Here is a 20008-nt window from a genome sequence, read left to right as displayed (position 1 = left end):
TTTTTTATGCCTGTTATTCACTGGTAAATAGCGCGCTGAAATCGCGATTGCAAATACGCTGCACGGCCGGATGCTGAATCATCCTTTCAGCAAAAATGACGTGATACTCCTCCATCACCGCATCCAAACGACCAATCTCCCTGATAGCATCATCACGATAAATGCCGTCGCCATAAAGCGTGGGAGCCACGAATATCGCGTTGTTAAGCGCGCCAAACGCCTTCATTAAGGCCGCATCATCAAACTCACCCAGAATCTCAACCTGCAAGCCCTGGCTGTGAATCCAGTTCAGCAATTTGCGCCCCAGCATCGAACGACGACCAGGGATCAGTAAGCGACGCTCTTCGAGGCAGGCGGGAAAAGGCTGCGCCGGTACAGGCGTGTTGCACCAGAAACTGATTGGACACTCGCCCAGCTTCACCGAAAACAGCCCTTCCTGCTGGGTAGAATCAATAGGACAATCGGAGAGGATCATATCCAGCTTATGTTGGCTAAGCTGCTCCAGCAGCATTTCGTGTGTCGATTCAAAGCAGCGCAAATGAATTCTCTCTTCTGCCACCACCGCCGCCTCAAGCACTTTACTCACTAACTGCTTCGATAGCGCATCCGCCACGCCGACATCAAACAGCAGATGTGACTCTTTGCGATAGTTAACGATATCGAGCATTTCCTGGCTCAGCATGAACATACGATCGGCATAACGAAATACCAGCTGCCCCAATTCACTGGGCACTAATCCGCGCCCCTGACGACGAAACAACACCCCGCCGAGCTGCTCTTCCAGTGCTTTAATTTGGCCGGTGACAGTTTGTGGCGCCAGGCACAGCACATCCGCTGCACGCACCACCGAACCGGTTTTACACACCTGCCAGAAATAGTAGAGATGATTAAAGTTGAGCTGATTCATTGGCAAAAAAGGAGGCTTTCGCCTCCTTCCTCTATTAACGCAGTTTAATCCGCAGCAGCGTGTAACCAATTACCGCCGAGAGCAGCGAGCCGCTTAGAATGCCCAGTTTGGAGAAGGTCACCAGTTGCTCGTGGGCAGCATCAAAGGCCAGTGAGCTGATAAAGATCGACATGGTAAAGCCGATACCGCACAACACACCAATCGCCATGATATCGCGTATCGTGGTGCCCGCTGGCAGTACCGCCAGCCGCCACTTCACCGCCAACCAGCAGAACAGCGTAATCCCCAGTGGTTTACCTATCAGCAAGCCCAGAATGATACCCAGCGGCTCTGGCGACAGCGCATCCATAAAGGTGATACCGCTCAGCGAAATCCCCGCATTTGCAAAAGCGAACAGCGGCAGAATCAGCCAGTTTACCCATGGCATCAAGCCATGCGCTAAATGCTCAGCCGGTGAATGGCCGTTCTTCTCCTCCAGCGGCACGAAGAAGCCGACAACGACGCCCGCCAGTGTGGCGTGTACGCCAGATTTCAGCACCGCAGTCCACAACACGATGCCGACCAGCATATAGATTGCGATATTACGTACACCACAGCGATTGAGAATCGCCAGCAACACAATTGCGCCCGCCGCCACGCTTAACGACATCACCGATAGGTCGCTGGTGTAAAACAGCGCGATAATCACGATGGCGCCGAGATCATCGATAATTGCCAGCGCCATCAGGAATACCTTCAACGCGGTAGGGACACGACTTCCCAATAAGGCCAGCACGCCTAAAGCAAAGGCAATATCGGTGGCAGTTGGAATCGCCCAGCCATTACGTGCGATAGGATCGCCATGATTCAAGGCAAAAAATATCAGCCCCGGCACAACCATACCGCCGAGCGCAGCAATCACCGGGAAAATGGCGCGATCGCGGCTAGCGAGTTCGCCGGTAATCAGTTCACGTTTCACTTCCAGACCGATGACCAGGAAGAACAACGCCATCATCGCATCGTTGATCCACAGCAGCAGGTCTTTACTGATATCTAATGCGCCAAAGCGAATCTGTACCGGTTGCGCGAGAAACGCTTGATAGCCTTGAGCGGTCTCCGCGCTGTTAGCCAAAATCATTGCCGCGACGGCAGCCAGAATCAGCACTAAGCCATTACTGGCATCGCTGGCAATAAAGCTTTTAAGTAAGCTTCGAATAGAACGGGGTTTGTTCACAACTCCTCCTGAGTAGAGACATTTGGCTGAGAAGTGTAGCGATTCAAACACCTCGTTAAAAGCAGCTTATGTCTCGTTTAATGCTCGATAATACCGAGCCTTTGCGATGACGTTTTTGGCGTACATCAAGTGATGGGCAAAATTGAGCATATATCAGGAGTGACGCGTGAGTGGCGAAACATAAAAAAAGCGGAGAGTTTCCTCTCCGCTTTATCAAACATACCTGACGCAATTAACGCGTGAGGTCGTCAAAAAATTTCTTCACGCCGTCAAAGAAGCTCTTAGAGCGCGGGCTATTTTTCTCACCGCCTGCACCACCAAAGCTCTCTTCCAGTTCGCGCAGCAGCGCTTTTTGCTTGTCGTTGAGGCTAACAGGCGTTTCCACCACCACACGACACAGCAAATCACCCACCGCGCCACCACGCACCGATTTCACGCCTTTGCCGCGCATGCGGAACAGTTTGCCGGTTTGCGTTTCAGAAGGCACTTTCAGGTTTACGCGACCATCCAGGGTTGGCACTTCTATCTCGCCACCCAATGCAGCCATGGCGAAGTTAATCGGCACTTCGCAGTACAGGTTGTTATCTTCACGCTCAAAGATCGGGTGTTTTTTCACCGACACCTGAACGTAGAGATCGCCTGCCGGTGCGCCGTGTTCGCCTGCTTCACCTTCGCCGCTCAGACGAATGCGATCGCCGGTGTCCACGCCTGCAGGAATTTTCACTGACAGGGTTTTACTGCGCTCAACGCGACCGTGACCATGACACGCGTTGCACGGATCTTTGATGACTGAACCGCGACCGTGACAGGTTGGACACGCTTGCTGCACGGTGAAGAAGCCCTGACGCATCTGCACCTGGCCCGCACCATGACAGGTATGACATGTCTGTGGTTTGGTTCCCGCTTTCGCGCCGCTGCCGTGGCAAACATCACACTCTTCCAGCGTAGGAATGCGGATCTCTTTGGTCACGCCGCGTACCGCTTCTTCCAGCGTTAGCTCCATGTTGTAGCGTAAATCGGCGCCACGTGAGGCACGCTGACGGCGGCCACCACCAAAGATATCGCCAAATACGTCGCCAAAGATATCGCTGAAATCAGCACCGCCGCCGCCGAAGCCACCGCCGCCACCCATACCACCTTGTTCAAAGGCCGCATGACCGTATTGGTCGTAGGCTGCACGCTTCTGCGCATCGGTCAGAATTTCGTAGGCTTCTTTGATTTCTTTAAATTTCGCTTCAGCTTCTTTATTGTCCGGATTACGGTCCGGATGGTATTTCATCGCCAGGCGCTTATAAGCCTTTTTGATTTCACGCTCATCAGCGGATTTAGAGACGCCTAAGATCTCGTATAAATCACTCTTAGCCATATTTGTTCTGCCCTTAACATGATCGCACGGGCGTGGAGAGATCTCCTACGCCCGTGCTGGTTTCAACGGCTGTCAGGCCAGCCGTCGCGCCCGGTCAGGGGCAATTATTTTTTGTCTTTAACTTCTTCGAATTCAGCATCGACAACGTCGTCATCTTTCTGTGCAGACGCATCGCCTGCATCAGCTGATTGACCTTGCTGCTGTGCCAGCTCCATCAGTTTGCTGGACACTTCCATCAATGCCTGCATTTTGGCTTCGATTTCAGCTTTGTCTTCGCCTTTCAGCGCCGTGTTCAGCTCAGTCAATGCCGCTTCGATCGGTGCTTTATCATCGGCAGACAGTTTGTCGCCAGCTTCATCTAACTGCTTACGCGTGCTGTGCGAAATCTGATCGCCCTGGTTACGGGTCTGAACCAGCTCTTCGAACTTACGGTCAGACTCGGCGTTAGCTTCCGCGTCACGCACCATTTTTTCGATCTCTTCTTCGTTCAGACCAGAAGAAGCCTTAATGGTGATCTTCTGCTCTTTGCCGCTGTTTTTGTCTTTCGCCGACACGTGCAGGATACCATCCGCATCGATATCGAAGGTGACTTCGATCTGCGGCATGCCGCGCGGTGCAGACTGAATACCGTCGAGGTTGAACTGGCCCAGTGATTTGTTATCACCAGAACGCTTACGTTCACCCTGTAGCACGTGAATGGTCACGGCAGACTGGTTGTCTTCAGCAGTCGAGAACACCTGGCTGTGCTTGGTTGGGATAGTGGTGTTCTTGCTGATCAGCGACGTCATCACGCCACCCATGGTTTCGATACCCAGCGACAGCGGGGTCACGTCCAGCAGCAGAACGTCTTTTACTTCACCAGCCAACACGCCACCCTGAACCGCAGCACCTACAGCAACCGCTTCATCCGGGTTCACGTCTTTACGTGGCTCTTTACCAAAGAACTCAGTGACTTTGGCCTGAACCATTGGCATACGCGTTTGACCGCCTACCAGGATGACATCGTTAATGTCAGAAACTGACAGACCGGCATCCTGCAGAGCAACTTTCAACGGCTCGATAGAGCGCGCAACCAGATCTTCAACCAGTGATTCCAGCTTCGCACGAGTCACTTTAATGTTCAGGTGCTTAGGACCGGTCGCGTCCGCCGTGATGTACGGCAGGTTAACGTCGGTCTGCTGCGCTGAAGACAACTCGATCTTGGCTTTCTCTGCGGCTTCTTTCAGACGCTGCATTGCCAGTGGATCATTGTGCAGATCGATGCCCTGATCTTTCTTAAATTCTGCCACCAGATAGTTAATCAGACGGCTATCGAAGTCTTCACCACCAAGGTGGGTATCACCGTTGGTTGCCAACACTTCAAAGGTTTTCTCGCCATCAACTTCATCGATCTCAATGATTGAGATATCGAAAGTACCACCGCCCAGGTCGTAAACAGCGATGGTGCGGTTGCCCTGGCCTTTATCCAGACCGTAAGCCAGTGCAGCTGCGGTTGGTTCGTTGATGATACGTTTTACTTCCAGACCCGCGATACGGCCGGCGTCTTTGGTTGCCTGACGCTGCGCATCGTTGAAGTAAGCCGGTACGGTAATAACCGCTTCAGTTACTGCTTCACCGAGGAAATCTTCCGCGGTTTTCTTCATTTTTTTCAGCACTTCAGCAGAGATCTGCGGCGGTGCCATTTTCTGGCCTTTAACATCCAGCCATGCGTCGCCGTTGTCAGCGCCGATGATTTTGTAAGGCATGATTTTAATATCACGCTGTACTTCTTCGTCCTGGAAGCGACGGCCAATCAGGCGCTTAATCGCGAACAGGGTATTCTGCGGGTTGGTCACAGACTGACGTTTAGCCGGTTGACCAACCAGAGTTTCGCCATCCTGTGCATACGCAATGATCGACGGCGTGGTGCGATCGCCTTCGGCGTTTTCCAGCACGCGCGCTTTACCACCATCCATAACCGCAACACATGAGTTGGTTGTACCCAAGTCAATACCAATAATCTTACCCATCTAAACATCTCCCACTTAAATTCTTTGCCAATTAGGGTTGTGAAACAGAGATGCGGTCAAACTGACCACTTTCAACTGCTGAAGCAGGCTTTTTTTGCTGCCTCACAACGCTCGATGACAACTAAATGGGGCCGGTTCGATGCGCATCAAGGGTTAAAACTAAAAAAAATTTCATTCTCTGGTCGATTAAGATCAAAGTTGGCCAAAAACAGGCCGCTTATTATGCAGCGCCACGCGGCCCCGGCGGCTTGCGTGGCTAAAAAAACTAACAACATTTAAACGCTGCTTCTGAGGAATTATGAGCAACACCACGCTGGCGAATCCCGCTCCGTTGGGCCTGATGGGATTTGGTATGACCACCATCCTGCTTAACTTACACAACACCGGCCTGTTCGCTATGGATGTGATCATCCTGGCAATGGGCATATTTTACGGTGGCATCGCGCAAATCTTTGCCGGGCTGCTGGAGTATAAAAAAGGCAATACCTTTGGTTTGACCGCGTTCACCTCGTACGGCAGCTTTTGGTTAACGCTGGTGGCAATTCTGCTGCTGCCAAAGCTTGGGTTAGCGTCCGCAGCCGACGGCCACTTCCTCGGCGCCTATCTCGCGCTATGGGGCATTTTCACTGCATTCCTGTTCCTCGGCACGCTGAAGTCACCCAAAATGCTGCAGTTCATCTTTGCCAGCCTGACGCTGCTGTTTGCCCTGCTGGCGATAGGTCATCTGACCGACAACGCGGGCTTGCTGCGTTTTGCCGGCTGGATTGGCATCATTTGCGGATCGAGCGCCTTCTATCTGGCGATGGGCGAAGTGCTGAACGAGAAATTTGGCCGTACGGTCCTACCGATCGGCGAGTAAATGTGGCAAGAGAAGAAAAACAACGCGGAGCCTATTGGGCTCCGCGTTGTTTATTATGACGAGTGCAGCGACATATCCAACTGCGCATGCTGTTGACGGCTATCGCGCCACAGCCAAATCCCCACCATGAAACCAATGCCTGCCAGCGCCAGCACATACCACGCGGGTGCCATCGGCGTCAGGCTCATCATCAGCGTCACACTAATCGGCGTGAGTCCGCCAAAAATCGCGTAAGCCACGTTGTATGAGAACGAGATGCCGGTAAAACGCACCGCGGCCGGGAACGCGCGCACCATGACAAACGGCACTACACCCACCACGCCAACGCTCAAGCCCGCTAAGCCATACCAAACAAACAGCATTTCGGGCGTGCTACCTAATTGATGGAAGAAGTTCCAGCTACCCATTGCCAGCAGTAATGAACCGACCATCAGCGACCGCGCTGCGCCGAAGCGATCCACCAACCATCCGGCGATAACGCAGCCCAGCAGCAGCATAATGGTGGCGAAACTGTTGGCTTGCAGGCTGAGCGCCGCGGGGATGCCGTGCTGTTTCTGCATCAGCGTCGGCGCCATCAAAATCACCACCACAATGCAGGCTGACAGCAGCCAGGTAAGCAGCATCGAAATCACAATGCCACGCTTGTGGCTGGCCAGAATAGTTTGCAGCGGCATTTTATCCGCCAGCGCTTTACGCTGCTGCATCTGCTGGAATACCGGCGTTTCGTGCAGCCAGCGGCGCAGATACATCGCCAGCAGGCCAAAAATCCCGCCAAGAAAGAACGGAATACGCCAGCCGTGATCGCGAACGGCAGCCGGTGGAAGCGTGGTATTCAGTACCGTTGCCACCAGCGAACCCAGTAAAATGCCGGCAGTTAAACCGGCTGTCAGCGTGCCGCAGGCGAAACCGATACGTTTCTCAGGAACATGTTCGGCAACAAACACCCACGCGCCGGGTACTTCACCGCCGATGGCCGCCCCCTGCAGCACACGCATCAGCAGAATCAACAGCGGCGCGGCGATGCCGATGCTGGCATAAGTTGGCAACGCACCCATCGCCAGCGTGGGCAGCGCCATCAACAGAATACTCAGGCTAAACATCTTTTTGCGCCCCACTTTGTCACCAAAGTGCGCCATGATAATGCCGCCTAGTGGGCGCGCCAGATAGCCGGCGGCAAAGATGGCGAACGTCTGCACCTGCCGCAGCCATTCAGGAATGTCGGGCGGAAAGAACAGTTCGCCAATCACCGCGGCAAAGAAAACGAAAATAATGAAGTCGTAGAATTCCAGCGCCCCGCCAAGGGCGGCCAGCGACAGGGTTTTGTAATCCTGTCCGTTGAGTCGACGCGTTGCGTGCGTATCCATAATCCAGCGGTATCCAGAGGCTAAACATACGTTTTGTAAAGATTGGATTACTATACCGTCAATATTTTGCCACACCAGCGCCGCTGGATTTTATGCCTGAAAACGCCGTTTTTTAGTTATTTGTCTCACGACGGGCACTTTTAGGGCGAAAAGCTGCTACCACTGCGTCATGCGTTTCAACATACGGCCCTTCCAGAAGCTGTAAACAATAAGGTACAGCGGCAAAAATCCCCGGCACGTTGACCGTTCCATCTTCCGCTTTCACGCCTTCCAGCGTCTCTTTAATCGATTTCGGCTGGCCCGGCAGATTCAGGATCAGCGACTGCTTGCGAATCACGCCAACCTGACGAGACAGAATTGCCGTTGGCACGAATTGCAGGCTGATTTGGCGCATCTGCTCGCCGAACCCGGGCATTTCCCGATCGGCGATGGCGAGCGTGGCATCTGGCGTCACATCACGTCGTGCTGGCCCGGTGCCGCCGGTGGTAAGCACCAGATGACAGAACAGCTCATCGACCAGTTCGCAGATCGCCTGCTCAATCATCGGCTGTTCATCGGGCACCAGACGCGTTTCGATTTCAAATGGCGTGACAAGCGCGGTGGCGAGCCAGCTCTCTAACGCCGGAATGCCCTGATCCTGGTAGATGCCGTTGGCAGCACGATCGGAAACGGAAATTAATCCAATACGTAAAGTATCCATAGAGTTATCGCTGTGGTTGGCTGCATGGCAGCAAATGGCATGAGATGAAAAAGGATAATACAAGAAGCGAGGGAAAAACGTAAAACCGTGACAGCGGGTCGCTGCCACGGCATATCACCTTACAGCAGTTCGGCGATCATCTTCTCAAGTTTGCCCTGATCGATGGCAAAGTTGCGGATACCTTCAGCCAGTTTAGTCACGGCCATTGGATCCTGGTTGTGCTGCCAGAAGAACTCAGCTTCAGTCATCTTCGCTGGACGCGCTTTCACTTCGCCGCTGTAGCTCAGTTTGCGTTCAACCGTACCTTCGCTCTCCGCCAGCTCTTTCAGCAGACCCGGAGAGATGGTCAGACGGTCACAGCCAGCCAGTTCGATGATTTCGCCGACGTTACGGAAGCTGGCGCCCATTACCACGGTTTCATAACCGTGCTGCTTGTAATAGTTGTAGATTTCAGCCACAGACACCACGCCTGGATCTTCGTGTGCTGCGTACTCTTTCTTATCAGTGTTCTGCTTGTACCAGTCGAGGATACGGCCCACAAATGGTGAGATCAGGAACACGCCCGCTTCGGCACATGCACGCGCCTGCGCGAAGGAGAACAGCAGCGTCAGGTTGCAGTTGATGCCTTCTTTTTCCAGCTGCTCAGCCGCACGAATGCCCTGCCAGGTTGAGGCCAGCTTGATCAGGATACGGTCATTGCTGATGCCAGCATCGTTGTACAGTTTGATCAGGCTACGCGCTTTAGCGATGCTCGCTTCGGTGTCATAAGAAAGGCGCGCATCAACTTCAGTCGAAATGCGACCTGGGATCAGTTTGAGAATTTCCAGACCAATGTTGACGGCCAGCTTGTCTGAAACCAGCGCCAGCTGATCTTCTTTGTTGCTGCTCTGCTGACGTGCCCAGCTAATGGCTTCGTCAATCAGTTTGCGGTATTCAGGGATTTGAGCGGCGTTGAGAATCAAAGAAGGGTTCGTGGTAGCGTCCTGCGGCTGATACAGTTTCATCGCCGCGATATCACCGGTGTCGGCGACCACAGTAGTCAGCTGACGCAAGGAAGTAAGTTTGTCCGTCATGGTTCTCTTTCTCTTAGGTTGACTGTCAGGGTGTAAAAGGCTGTTGCGATAATATCACGCGCAAGTGACGGCGCAACACCACGAAGTGCCCTTTACGATAGCGCTAACAAATGGCAGTGATTTGCCGATCTCTGCGGCTTTTTTGCTACACTCCCTGCGACATTTTTCCCTTCAATTCCCTGATAAACCTGCGGGTCAACGAGGACGTAAACGATGCTGATGGTAATCTCGCCAGCGAAGACACTGGACTATGAAAGCCCGCTGGCGACCCAACGCTTTACCCAACCGGCGCTGTTAGAAAAATCACACCAATTAATTGACGTTGCGCGCGATCTTTCACCGGCGCAAATCAGCTCACTGATGAGCATCAGCGACAAGCTGGCGAATCTGAATGCCGAGCGTTTTAACCAGTGGCAGCCGCCCTTCTCGCTGGATAACGCACGTCAGGCGATTCTGGCCTTTAAAGGCGATGTGTATACCGGTTTGCAGGCAGAAACCTTTAGCGATGGCGACTTTGAGTTTGCCCAGCAGCACTTGCGCATGCTTTCCGGCTTATACGGCTTGCTGCGTCCGCTCGATTTAATGCAGCCCTATCGCCTGGAGATGGGGATTAAGCTGGCGAATCCGGCCGGGAAAGACCTTTACGGCTTCTGGGGCGATCTGCTGACAGAGAAGCTCAACGAGGCGATTGCTGAGCAAGGCGATGAAGTGCTGATTAATCTGGCATCCGATGAGTATTTCAAAGCCATTAAGCCGAAGAAACTCAATGGCGAATTGATCAAGCCGGTGTTCCTCGATGAGAAGAACGGCAAGTTTAAAGTCATCAGCTTCTACGCCAAAAAAGCGCGTGGTTTGATGAGCCGCTATGTGATTCAGAATCGCCTGACCAAGCCAGCGCAGTTGAAGAAATTCGATGTGGATGGCTACTTCATTGATGCGGCAGAAAGCAAAGATAACGAGCTGGTGTTTAAGCGCCGCGAGCAGAAATAGTTTAGCAAGCGCTGCCCTGGATTGTGCTCGCTGCCCCCCTCCTCGGTCCTCCCCCATAAATGGGGGAGGAAGATGCTGCAATATGTGAGTTTGGAAGCTGCATGTGGCAGCGTCTCCTTCCCCCGCTTGCGGGGGAAGGCCGGGATGGGGGACAGCGAGCACTTACCCCAGCCAGCACTTACTTCAGCAAAAACGCCCGCAGCTCAGCGAAATCGCCTTTCAGATTGTGTGACAGCAGCGGCAAATCGGCACGCTCGGCCAGCTCTTTCGGCAGTGGCAGATCCTGGCCCAGAATCTCATCCACGCTCTCTTTGAACTTCGCCGGATGCGCAGTCCCGAGGAACAGGCCATATTCGCCCTCCTGCAGGTTATCGCGCAGCAGACGATAGGCAATTGCCGCATGCGGTTCAGAGATGTAGCCAATCTCCGCCAGCTCGCGCATGGTGGATTGGGTGGTTTCATCTGAAACCGCGCCGTAAGCCAGATCGGTTAAACGCCAGGTTTTACGGCGGAACAGCTCTTCCACGCGCGGCCAGTTGTTCGGCTGGCTGACATCCATCGCGTTCGACAGCGTTGCCACCGTCGCGTTTGGCTGCCATGCACCGTTGCCGAGGAAGCGCGGCACCGTGTCATTGGCATTAGTCGCAGCGATAAAACGCTTGATCGGCAGACCGAGTGATTTCGCCAATAGGCCCGCCGTCAGGTCACCGAAGTTTCCACTTGGTACGGAAACCACCAGCTGATTACGCTGCTCTTGTGGCAGTTGCGCCACCGCTTCGAAGTAGTAGCAAATCTGTGCCAGCAGGCGACTGATGTTGATCGAGTTCGCCGAGTTCAGGCCAATCGCCTTTTTCAGCTCTTCATCATCAAATGCCTGTTTCACCAGCGCCTGACAGGCATCGAAATCGCCCTCAACCGCGATGGTTTCGATATTCCCGCCCAGCGTACAGAACAGTTTCTCCTGCAGCGGGCTGATTTTGCCCTGCGGATAGAGAATCACCACGCGCACGTTCTCCATGCCGTAGAACGCATGCGCTACCGCGGCACCGGTATCACCGGAAGTCGCGGTCAGAATGGTGATCTGCTCATCCGCACCGCTCACATACGAGAGCATCTGCGCCATAAAGCGGCCGCCGAAATCTTTGAACGCCAGCGTCGGTCCGTGGAACAGTTCAAGGCAAGCCACATCCTCGCTAACCTTCGCCACCGGAGCCGGGAAAGCGAAGGCGTTTTTCACGCGCTCGGCCAGCTGATGCGCGGCAATTTCATCACCAATATAGGCAGACAGAATTTTGCTACTGCGGCTGACGAAATCCATCTCCAGCATGACATCGATATCGGTCAGTTCGAATTCCGGCAGTTCGAGCGGGAAAAACAGCCCTTGCTGCGAGCCGAGGCCCTGTTTAACCGCCTGAGCAAAACTGACCTGCTCGTTGTGATCCTTAAGGTTGTAGAGTTTCATGCGTTATCCCAATTTACGTGCGCCAGCCGTATCAAGACGGCAGATGTGGACGAAACCTTCTTCATTCTGCAGATAGTGCTGGCTCAACCAGTCCGCCATCCGCTGTGCCGTTGCCATCTCGTTGCAAACGGCGAAAAGTGTCGGGCCAGAACCCGAAATGCCGCACGCCAGTGCGCCAATATCCTGTGCGGCTTTACGCGCATCGGCGAAGCCCGGCAGCAGTTTGGTACGATACGGCTCAGCGATAACATCCTGCATAAGTTTAGCCGCAAGCCCAGGCTGACGCGTATGACAGGCGTGAATAAAGCCCGCCAGCAGACGACCATGCTTGATGGCATCCTCTTTGCGATATTGTGCTGGCAGAATGGCGCGCGCTTCGGCGGTGGAGACTTTAATCCCCGGATAGGCCATCACCCACAGCCATTCGTCAAAGCACGGCACGTGCTGGCTAATAATGCCGTTCTCTTCAATCATCAACTGCACGCCGCCGAGGAAGCATGGCGCAACGTTATCAAAGTGTACGCTGCCGGAGATACGTCCTTCCAGCTCGCCCATCAGCGCCAGCAGTTCAGTATCATTCAACGGATTGCCGCAGAATTCGTTCATCGCCATCAAGCCGGCGACCACTGAGCAAGCGCTCGAACCGAGGCCGGAACCGATCGGCATATTTTTTTCCAGCGTCATCGCCACCGGAATTTGTTTGCCAATCGCCTGGCAAAAACGCTCCCAGCACTGATAAACGATATTCTCCTGCGGATTGCTCGGCAGTTTGCTGACAAAGCGCCCGGAGTTCACCAGGCTAAAGCTGTCGGCGGCTTCCACGGATACGCAATCGCCCAGCAAGGTGCCATCCACCGGCGAAACCGCCGCGCCAAGCACATCAAAGCCGACGCTGACGTTACCTATCGAGGCCGGTGCATAAATTTTTACCATCATCAAACTCCCAACTTCCACGACAGCGTACGCAGCAGGTCAGCAAACACGCCCGCTGCTGTGACATCATTCCCGGCGCCATATCCACGCAGAACCAGCGGGATTGGCTGATAGTAGCGGCTGTAAAATGCCAGCGCGTTCTCACCGTTCTTCACTTTGTACAGCGGATCGTTGCCGTCCACCGCATCAATCTTCACTTTGCAGACGCCGCCCTCTTCGATCGCGCCGACGAAGCGTAATACTTTACCTTCGTCACGCGCTTTGGCAACGCGCGCCGCAAAGGCGTTATCCAGCTCCGGCAGGCGTTCCATGAATTGTTCAACGTCGGGGATATCCGTCAGGCTGGCGGGCAGCAGTGGTTCGATATCGATATCGCTGAGTTCCAGCTGATGCCCGGCTTCGCGCGCCAGAATCAGCAGCTTACGCGCCACGTCGGTGCCGGAAAGATCGTCACGCGGATCCGGTTCGGTAAAGCCCATCTCACGCGCCATTTTAGTGGCTTCTGACAACGAAACGCCTTCATCCAGTTTGCCGAAGATGAAGGAGAGCGAGCCAGAGAGAATACCGGAGAACTTGATCAGCTCATCACCGGCATTCATCAGGTTCTGCAGGTTTTCGATCACCGGCAAACCGGCACCGACGTTGGTGTCATACAGGAATTTACGGCGCGATTTCGCCGCTGCAGCGCGCATCTGCTGGTAGTAATTCCATGAAGAGGTATTGGCTTTTTTGTTCGGCGTAACCACATGGAAACCTTCGGCGAGGAAATCCGCGTACTGATCGGCGACCGCCTGGCTGGAGGTACAATCGACGATCACCGGATTCAGCAGGTGATACTCCTTCACCAAACGAATCAAGCGGCCGAGATTGAACGGCTCTTTGGCTTCGCTCAGTTCCGCCTTCCAGTTGCTGAGATCGATACCGTGCACGTTGGTTAACAGTGCACGCGAGTTAGCGATGCCGCACACGCGCAGATCGATATGCTTCTGTTTCAGCCACGTTTGCTGGCGGTGCAACTGATCGAGTAGCGCCGCACCGACACCGCCAACGCCCACCACAAACACTTCAATCACCTGATCGGTGGCGAACAGCATCTGGTGCACCACGCGCACGCCGGTGGTGACTTCATCGTTGCTCACCACCACCGAGATAGAACGCTCAGATGAGCCCTGAGCAATCGCCACGATATTGATATTGGCGCGTGCCAGCGCCGAGAAGAATTTGGCCGAGATGCCGCGCAGCGTGCGCATGCCATCGCCCACCACCGAGATCACCGCCAGCTGTTCCAGCACGTCCAGCGGATCGAGTAAGCCATCTTTCAACTCCAGATAGAACTCCTCTTCCAGCACGCGACGCGCCCGCGCCTGATCGCTTTGCGGTACGCAGAAGCTGATGCTGTATTCCGAAGAGGATTGGGTGATCAACACCACCGAAATGCCGGTGCGGGACATCGCCGCGAACACGCGCGCCGCCATGCCCACCATGCCTTTCATACCCGGGCCGGAAACGTTAAACATCGCCATGTTGTTCAGGTTGGTGATGCCTTTCACCGGATTTTCATCCAGCTCGCCTTCGCCACCGATCAAGGTGCCCGGCGCTTGCGGATTGGCGGTGTTTTTGATCAGGCAGGGAATCTGGAACTGAGCGATAGGCGCGATGGTACGCGGATGCAGCACTTTGGCGCCGAAATAGGAGAGCTCCATCGCTTCCTGATAAGACATCGATTTCAGTAAGCGGGCATCAGGCACCTGACGTGGATCGCAGGTGTAGACGCCGTCGACGTCAGTCCAGATTTCACAGCAGTCTGCGCGCAGGCAAGCGGCCAACACGGCGGCAGAATAGTCAGAACCGTTACGGCCCAGCACCACTAATTCGCCCTTCTCATTGCCAGCGGTGAAACCGGCCATCAGGATAAAGTGATCGGATGGGATCTGGCTGGCGGCGATGCGACGTGTGGATTCGGCAATATCCACGGTGGATTCGAGGTAATGACCAACCGCCAGCAGTTTCTCCACCGGATCGATAACGGTCACCTTGTGGCCGCGCGCTTGCAGCAGCGCTTCCATTATGGCAATCGACAGCTTCTCGCCACGGCAGATGATGGCAGCGTTGACGGCGTCCGGACATTGGCCCAGCAGGCTGATGCCGTGCAGCACTTGCTTCAGCTGCGCTAACTCCAATTGCACGCGGGTTTTCAATCCATCGAAATCAAAGCCCGGCTGTGCATCATGCAGGCCTTGCAGCAGGTCGGCAAAAATACGTTCGGCATCGCTGATATTCGGCAACGTGTCCTGACCGCTGATGGTTTTCTCAATCATCGCCACCAGATGATTGGTAATTTTCGCTGGTGCAGAGAGTACGGTCGCAACCTGTCCCTGTTGTGCATTGCTTTCCAGAATGTCCGCCACGCGGAGAAAACGATCCGCATTGGCTACTGAGGTTCCGCCGAATTTCAGCACTCGCATAGTTGAAGCTCTCCTGAATTTTTGCCGAAAAAAAAGCCCGCACTGTTTAGGTGCGGGCTTTTTTCTTTGTTTTTCCTGTATGCGTCAGCCCGCACCGTTACCTGTGGTAATGGTGGTGGTAATAATAATTGTGGTGTTCAGGCTGAGTTTACGCATTTAGATTTTTTTCTGTCTGTCTTTGTCTTGTCCGTCTGCCTTCCAGAAGTAAAGCAAAGGGCACATTAAGTCAACGAATTTGTCCTAAGCACACGGACGGCACGGCTGCGCAGTAGTGCGCTTGCTGGCACAAATCGTATCGGGATCGTTCATAAGAGGCTGCGATTTCCACGATCAGTCACTGCCAACTCAGGATTTATCCGAGCAATTATCTATAAGTTTTTTTTCTACGTCGTGTAACAAGCGATGCAGCATAGCGCTGTCGCGCTGTTCCAGCAGGCCAATACGCTGGTCGATCCAGTCAGCCATTTTGACGTCATCGCTGACATCCAGCTTCGCCAACAGCTGATGAAAACGCTCACGCAGCGCCTGCAGTTGATGCGCGTTTGCCGCTTCGGCAGGTTCGGCCGCAATTTGATTCAGCGCTGACAGCTGATAGCAATAGACCATCACGGCCTGGCCGAGGTTAAGTGATGGATAGTCATTTGCCATCGGAATGCCGGTCAACAGGTCAACCTGCTCCAGCTCCTCATTGGTTAACCCGCTGTCCTCACGGCCAAAAACCAGTGCGATGCGGCTCAGCCATTGGCGCTTCTCTTGCAGGATATTTTCCACCTGCGCCGGCGTAGCGTAGTAGCGGAACTTTGCACGGCTGCGCGCGGTGGTCGCCACCGAGAAATCGACATCCTTGAGCGCCTCGCTCAGCGTGGCATAGGTTTTCACGTTATCAAGGATCTCGCCGGCACCGTGTGCCACACGTCGTGCAGCGGGGTCCTGCCAGGCATCGCTGGCGACAATACGCAACTCGCTAAATCCCATGGTTTTCATGGCACGGGCAGCCGCGCCGATATTTTCCGGACGGGCGGGAGAAACAAGGATTAAGGGGAAATGCATGATTTTTCCATCGGACGGTTAACAACGCGCTTTATGTTGGCATGCAGCAGAAAAAATACCAACCACGGCGATATGAGAAAATAAGATGTTAACGATGTTAAAACAGCGGGAAATCTCCATGTAGAGTAAATTAGCAGGCATAAGCAAAATTATAGGACTTAATTTATATAAAACCCTTTCCTTTCAATTTATTGAAATATAAATTCCTGCGCGTTTAACATTTGCTTCTATAAGGGATAAATGTAGCAAAAATGCTGCATTTTGTGAGCTAAACTAGCAATCCTGGAGAAGTTTTTCATAAAAGTGTTAACGTGCTACACTTGCATTTGATATAAGTCAACGAAGCGTTGTTTTTATGCTTATCGGTTGTTGTTGGTGCTGTTAGGTTGCTGTTAATACGGTTAGGATGAGCGCCTGTCCGATATTCTCGGGGCGCGCAAATATCCATCCTGACTGGCTGAGCTAACACTGAAGTTGACGTAGATGGATGGTGTATTCCGAAGATTATTTCGTATACCGGTTGCCGCAAATAGCGTAACCGACGTACGCCCTGTTTTCGATTTGTTGGCAAATTTTAGGTAGCGAAACATGCAGACCCCGCACATTCTTATCGTTGAAGACGAACTGGTCACGCGTAACACCCTCAAAAGTATCTTTGAGGCAGAAGGTTACGTGGTCTATGAAGCCACCGACGGCGCCGAAATGCATCAGGTCCTGACGGAGAACGACGTCAATCTGGTGATCATGGATATCAACCTGCCAGGTAAAAACGGTTTGCTGCTGGCACGCGAATTGCGTGAACAAGCAAACGTTGCGCTGATGTTCCTGACCGGTCGTGATAATGAAGTGGATAAAATCCTCGGTCTGGAAATTGGTGCCGATGATTACATCACCAAACCCTTCAACCCACGTGAGCTGACGATTCGTGCGCGCAATTTGCTGTCGCGAACCATGAATCTGGCCATGCCGAGTGAAGAGCGCCGCCAGGTTGAAAGCTATCGCTTTAACGGCTGGGAGCTGGATATCAATAGCCGCTCACTGATCAGCCCGAACGGCGACCAGTACAAGCTGCCGCGCAGTGAATTCCGCGCCATGCTGCACTTCTGTGAGAATCCAGGCAAAATTCAAACGCGTGGTGACTTGCTGAAGAAGATGACCGGCCGCGAGCTCAAGCCGCATGACCGTACCGTGGATGTCACCATCCGCCGCATTCGCAAGCATTTCGAATCCACGCCAGATACGCCAGAAATCATCGCCACCATTCACGGCGAAGGTTACCGTTTCTGCGGCGAACTGCAGGACTAAGTTTTGAAAGGAAAAACGCCCGTCAGGGCGTTTTTTTATGCCTGTATTAATGCCACGGCATGATCGGCACGGCACTTAGCGCATTCTTCGGCGAGCCGTCTACCACCTTATCTGAGTAACTCAGATACACCAGCGCATGACGTTTTTGATCGAAGAAGCGCACCACCTGCAACTTCTTAAACACCAGTGAAGTGCGTTTTTTAAATACCACTTCGCCCTGCGACTTGCCTTGTGCGATTTTATCGCTAAGCTCTACCGGCCCAACCTGTTGACAGGAGATGGCTGAGTCGGACGTGTCTTCCGCCAAACCTAATCCCCCTTTGATACCACCGGTTTTTGCCCGGCTGATATAACAGGTTACATTTTTTACATCGGGGTCATCGAAGGCTTCGACCACGATCTTATGATCGGGGCCAAATATCTTGAACACCGTGTCAACTGAGCCGATCTCTTCAGCCTGAACGCCAGCGCTGAACACATAAGTTGCCAGCGTGATTATAAGAATACGAGCTATTGTCATTGAGTTACCATTGCCAATCGAATAGATGAGAATGTAATGTACTGTCAATTGAACACAGAACCAAACCTAAACGGGTTTTAACCCGCATTGACTTAGCACACTCGATTAGCAAACCGCCCCCACGCTTTTGTGCATTTCGTGCTATTATTCGACGACTTCATAGTTGCGCCACCAGAGAGTTATGAGGATGTTTTATGGACCAAGCCGGTATCATTCGCGATTTGCTTGTCTGGCTGGAGAGCCATCTGGACCAACCGCTTTCATTAGATAACGTTGCGCAGAAAGCAGGCTATTCCAAGTGGCACCTGCAGCGGATGTTCAAGGAAGTAACCAGCCACGCAATTGGCGCGTATATCCGCGCGCGTCGGCTGTCGAAAGCCGCGGTGGCGTTACGCCTGACCAGCCGCCCCATCCTTGACATCGCTCTACAATATCGTTTCGATTCACAGCAGACCTTTACCCGCGCGTTTAAAAAGCAGTTCAACCAAACGCCCGCCTGGTATCGTCGCTCATCGGAGTGGAACTCGTTCGGTATTCGCCCGCCGATTCGCCTGGACGATAGCAGCCTGCCGGAAGCGCAGTTTGTCACGCTGCCGGAAACGGTGTTGGTGGGCCAGACGCAGAGCTACTCCTGCACGCTGGAGCAAATTTCCAGCTACCGCGATGAGATGCGCATGCATTTCTGGAAACAGTTCCTGCTGGAAACCGACACAGTGCCGCCGGTGCTGTACGGCCTGCATCAGGTGCGTGCCAGCCATGAAAAGGATGATGAGCAAGAGATTCTGTACACCACAGCGGTGCCCGCCGATCAGCTGGCGAAGAGTATGCAATCGAATCAAAGCGTGGTGGTTGAAGCCGGTGATTACGTGCAGTTTACTTACAACGGTGCACGCAGTGCGCTGGGTGAGTTCATCCTGCTACTGTACGGAACCTGCATGCCAACGCTCGGTTTAGTGCGTCGTCAGGGACAGGATATCGAGCGTTTCTTCACCCACGGTGGCAAGAAACGCAGCGAGCCGCCAGCGGAAATCCGCTGCGAATACCTGATTCCGATTCGCCCGCAAACAAATCACTAAAAACAAAATGCCGTCATCATGACGGCATTTTTATTTAGCTCAACGCTGCAATTCATCCAGCGCGGGGGCATCCAGATGCGAAACATCGCCCGCCGTTTCGACTACCCAACCAGCCGCCAGCCAGGCGCTTTGCTGATGATCCACACGCGAAATCGAGCAGTTGCGCAGACGCAAACGACGTTCTGCATGCGCAGGTAAGCCGAGAATGGTGCTGACCAGCACGCCGAGCGCCATGCCGTGGCTGACAATCAGCGGACGGCTGCCGGCTGGCAACGCCAGCAGCGCATTCAGCGCTTCGTGCATACGCGCCGCCATCTCCGCCATCGATTCGCCACCCGGAATACGGCCCGCTGTGGTGCCATCCACCAGCGTTTTACGCCAGTTTTCCTCTTCTTCCGTCAAGCCATCGAGTGGACGTTGTTCCAGGCAGCCCATGTTGAGCTCACGCAGACGCGCGTCAAGCGTAACGGTGCAGCCACACGCGTCGGCGATGATCTCCGCCGTGCGACGTGTACGTCCTAAATCGCTGGCAATCACGTGGGTAATGCCCAGCGATTTCACGCGCTCGCCGACCTGATGAGCCTGCTGCTCACCTTTTTCCGTTAACGGGCTGTCAGACTGCCCCTGAATGCGTCGCGCCGCATTCCATACCGTTTCACCGTGACGAACAAGATAGACCTGTAGCATGCTTAATTTCCGTTATACTGCGACAAATT

At 53.7% G+C, this 20008-nt stretch carries 18 protein-coding genes and 1 other annotated feature; of the genes, 4 read left to right on the top strand and 14 right to left on the bottom strand.

Annotated features, from left to right (window positions below; all coding sequences use genetic code 11):
* Positions 1-13: 13 nt before the first annotated feature.
* The 4 genes from nhaR to dnaK form a co-directional block, all read right to left on the bottom strand.
* Positions 14-907, bottom strand: coding sequence for a transcriptional activator NhaR (gene nhaR, locus WH298_RS12935; protein ID WP_180823035.1), 894 nt, complete (start codon positions 905-907; stop codon positions 14-16).
* Positions 908-941: 34 nt separating this feature from the next.
* Complete coding sequence (gene nhaA / locus WH298_RS12930; protein ID WP_007884950.1) at positions 942-2120, bottom strand: Na+/H+ antiporter NhaA; 1179 nt, start codon at positions 2118-2120, stop codon at positions 942-944.
* Positions 2121-2352: 232 nt separating this feature from the next.
* Positions 2353-3486: a molecular chaperone DnaJ gene (gene dnaJ, locus WH298_RS12925; protein WP_007884949.1), complete on the bottom strand. Its 1134-nt coding sequence runs from the start codon at positions 3484-3486 to the stop codon at positions 2353-2355.
* A gap of 104 nt (positions 3487-3590) precedes the next feature.
* Positions 3591-5495 (bottom strand): molecular chaperone DnaK, encoded by a 1905-nt coding sequence (dnaK, locus tag WH298_RS12920; RefSeq protein ID WP_049851427.1) that lies wholly within the window; start codon positions 5493-5495, stop codon positions 3591-3593.
* Between the two features lie 298 nt (positions 5496-5793).
* On the opposite strand from dnaK, the gene satP reads away from it, so the two are divergent.
* The gene (gene satP / locus WH298_RS12915) at positions 5794-6354 is read left to right on the top strand and encodes an acetate uptake transporter (RefSeq protein WP_180823034.1); all 561 of its coding nucleotides are present in this window, start codon (positions 5794-5796) and stop codon (positions 6352-6354) included.
* Positions 6355-6407: 53 nt separating this feature from the next.
* Here satP and WH298_RS12910 read toward each other — a convergent pair whose 3' ends face one another.
* The 3 genes from WH298_RS12910 to tal all read right to left on the bottom strand — a co-directional run bounded on the left by WH298_RS12910 (position 6408) and on the right by tal (position 9491).
* Positions 6408-7718, bottom strand: coding sequence for an MFS transporter (locus tag WH298_RS12910; RefSeq protein ID WP_180823033.1), 1311 nt, complete (start codon positions 7716-7718; stop codon positions 6408-6410).
* 112 nt (positions 7719-7830) lie between these two features.
* Positions 7831-8418, bottom strand: coding sequence for a molybdopterin adenylyltransferase (gene mog, locus WH298_RS12905; RefSeq protein ID WP_049851424.1), 588 nt, complete (start codon positions 8416-8418; stop codon positions 7831-7833).
* Positions 8419-8537: 119 nt separating this feature from the next.
* Positions 8538-9491 carry a transaldolase gene (tal, locus tag WH298_RS12900; RefSeq protein WP_007884940.1) on the bottom strand — a complete coding sequence of 318 codons (954 nt, stop codon included), beginning with the start codon at positions 9489-9491 and terminating at the stop codon, positions 8538-8540.
* Between the two features lie 213 nt (positions 9492-9704).
* Here tal and yaaA point away from each other — a divergent pair, with 213 nt between their 5' ends.
* Positions 9705-10481 carry a peroxide stress protein YaaA gene (gene yaaA, locus WH298_RS12895; RefSeq protein WP_180823032.1) on the top strand — a complete coding sequence of 259 codons (777 nt, stop codon included), beginning with the start codon at positions 9705-9707 and terminating at the stop codon, positions 10479-10481.
* 178 nt (positions 10482-10659) lie between these two features.
* Here yaaA and thrC read toward each other — a convergent pair whose 3' ends face one another.
* From thrC to WH298_RS12875, 5 genes are all read right to left on the bottom strand, one after another.
* On the bottom strand, positions 10660-11943 hold the full coding sequence (thrC, locus tag WH298_RS12890) for a threonine synthase (protein WP_180823031.1): 1284 nt from the start codon (positions 11941-11943) through the stop codon (positions 10660-10662).
* A gap of 3 nt (positions 11944-11946) precedes the next feature.
* Positions 11947-12876: a homoserine kinase gene (gene thrB, locus WH298_RS12885; RefSeq protein WP_180823723.1), complete on the bottom strand. Its 930-nt coding sequence runs from the start codon at positions 12874-12876 to the stop codon at positions 11947-11949.
* Between the two features lie 2 nt (positions 12877-12878).
* Complete coding sequence (gene thrA, locus WH298_RS12880) at positions 12879-15341, bottom strand: bifunctional aspartate kinase/homoserine dehydrogenase I (protein WP_180823030.1); 2463 nt, start codon at positions 15339-15341, stop codon at positions 12879-12881.
* 26 nt (positions 15342-15367) lie between these two features.
* Positions 15368-15490: a sequence feature (Thr leader region), on the bottom strand.
* Positions 15426-15497, bottom strand: a complete 72-nt coding sequence (thrL, locus tag WH298_RS23705; protein WP_071531027.1) for a thr operon leader peptide — start codon at positions 15495-15497, stop codon at positions 15426-15428. It overlaps the preceding feature by 65 nt.
* A 189-nt stretch (positions 15498-15686) precedes the next feature.
* Entirely contained in the window at positions 15687-16391 is a 705-nt protein-coding gene (locus WH298_RS12875; protein ID WP_180823029.1) for a tRNA/rRNA methyltransferase, read from the bottom strand.
* Positions 16392-16979: 588 nt separating this feature from the next.
* On the opposite strand from WH298_RS12875, the gene arcA reads away from it, so the two are divergent.
* Positions 16980-17696, top strand: coding sequence for a two-component system response regulator ArcA (gene arcA / locus WH298_RS12870; RefSeq protein ID WP_007884933.1), 717 nt, complete (start codon positions 16980-16982; stop codon positions 17694-17696).
* Positions 17697-17742: 46 nt separating this feature from the next.
* Here arcA and creA read toward each other — a convergent pair whose 3' ends face one another.
* Positions 17743-18216: a protein CreA gene (gene creA, locus WH298_RS12865; RefSeq protein ID WP_007884931.1), complete on the bottom strand. Its 474-nt coding sequence runs from the start codon at positions 18214-18216 to the stop codon at positions 17743-17745.
* Positions 18217-18410: 194 nt separating this feature from the next.
* Here creA and robA point away from each other — a divergent pair, with 194 nt between their 5' ends.
* The gene (robA, locus tag WH298_RS12860; protein ID WP_007884929.1) at positions 18411-19292 is read left to right on the top strand and encodes an MDR efflux pump AcrAB transcriptional activator RobA; all 882 of its coding nucleotides are present in this window, start codon (positions 18411-18413) and stop codon (positions 19290-19292) included.
* A gap of 39 nt (positions 19293-19331) precedes the next feature.
* On the opposite strand, the gene gpmB is transcribed toward robA, so the two are convergent.
* A complete protein-coding gene (gene gpmB, locus WH298_RS12855; RefSeq protein ID WP_007884928.1) occupies positions 19332-19979 on the bottom strand; it encodes a 2,3-diphosphoglycerate-dependent phosphoglycerate mutase GpmB in 648 nt (215 codons plus the stop codon).
* Positions 19980-20008: the final 29 nt, after the last annotated feature.

The organism is Pantoea nemavictus (assembly GCF_037479095.1).
In the GTDB taxonomy this organism is placed as follows: domain Bacteria; phylum Pseudomonadota; class Gammaproteobacteria; order Enterobacterales; family Enterobacteriaceae; genus Pantoea; species Pantoea nemavictus.
The sequence above is the reverse complement of the archived record's forward strand: the minus strand, read 5'-3'. Positions and strand labels throughout refer to the sequence as shown.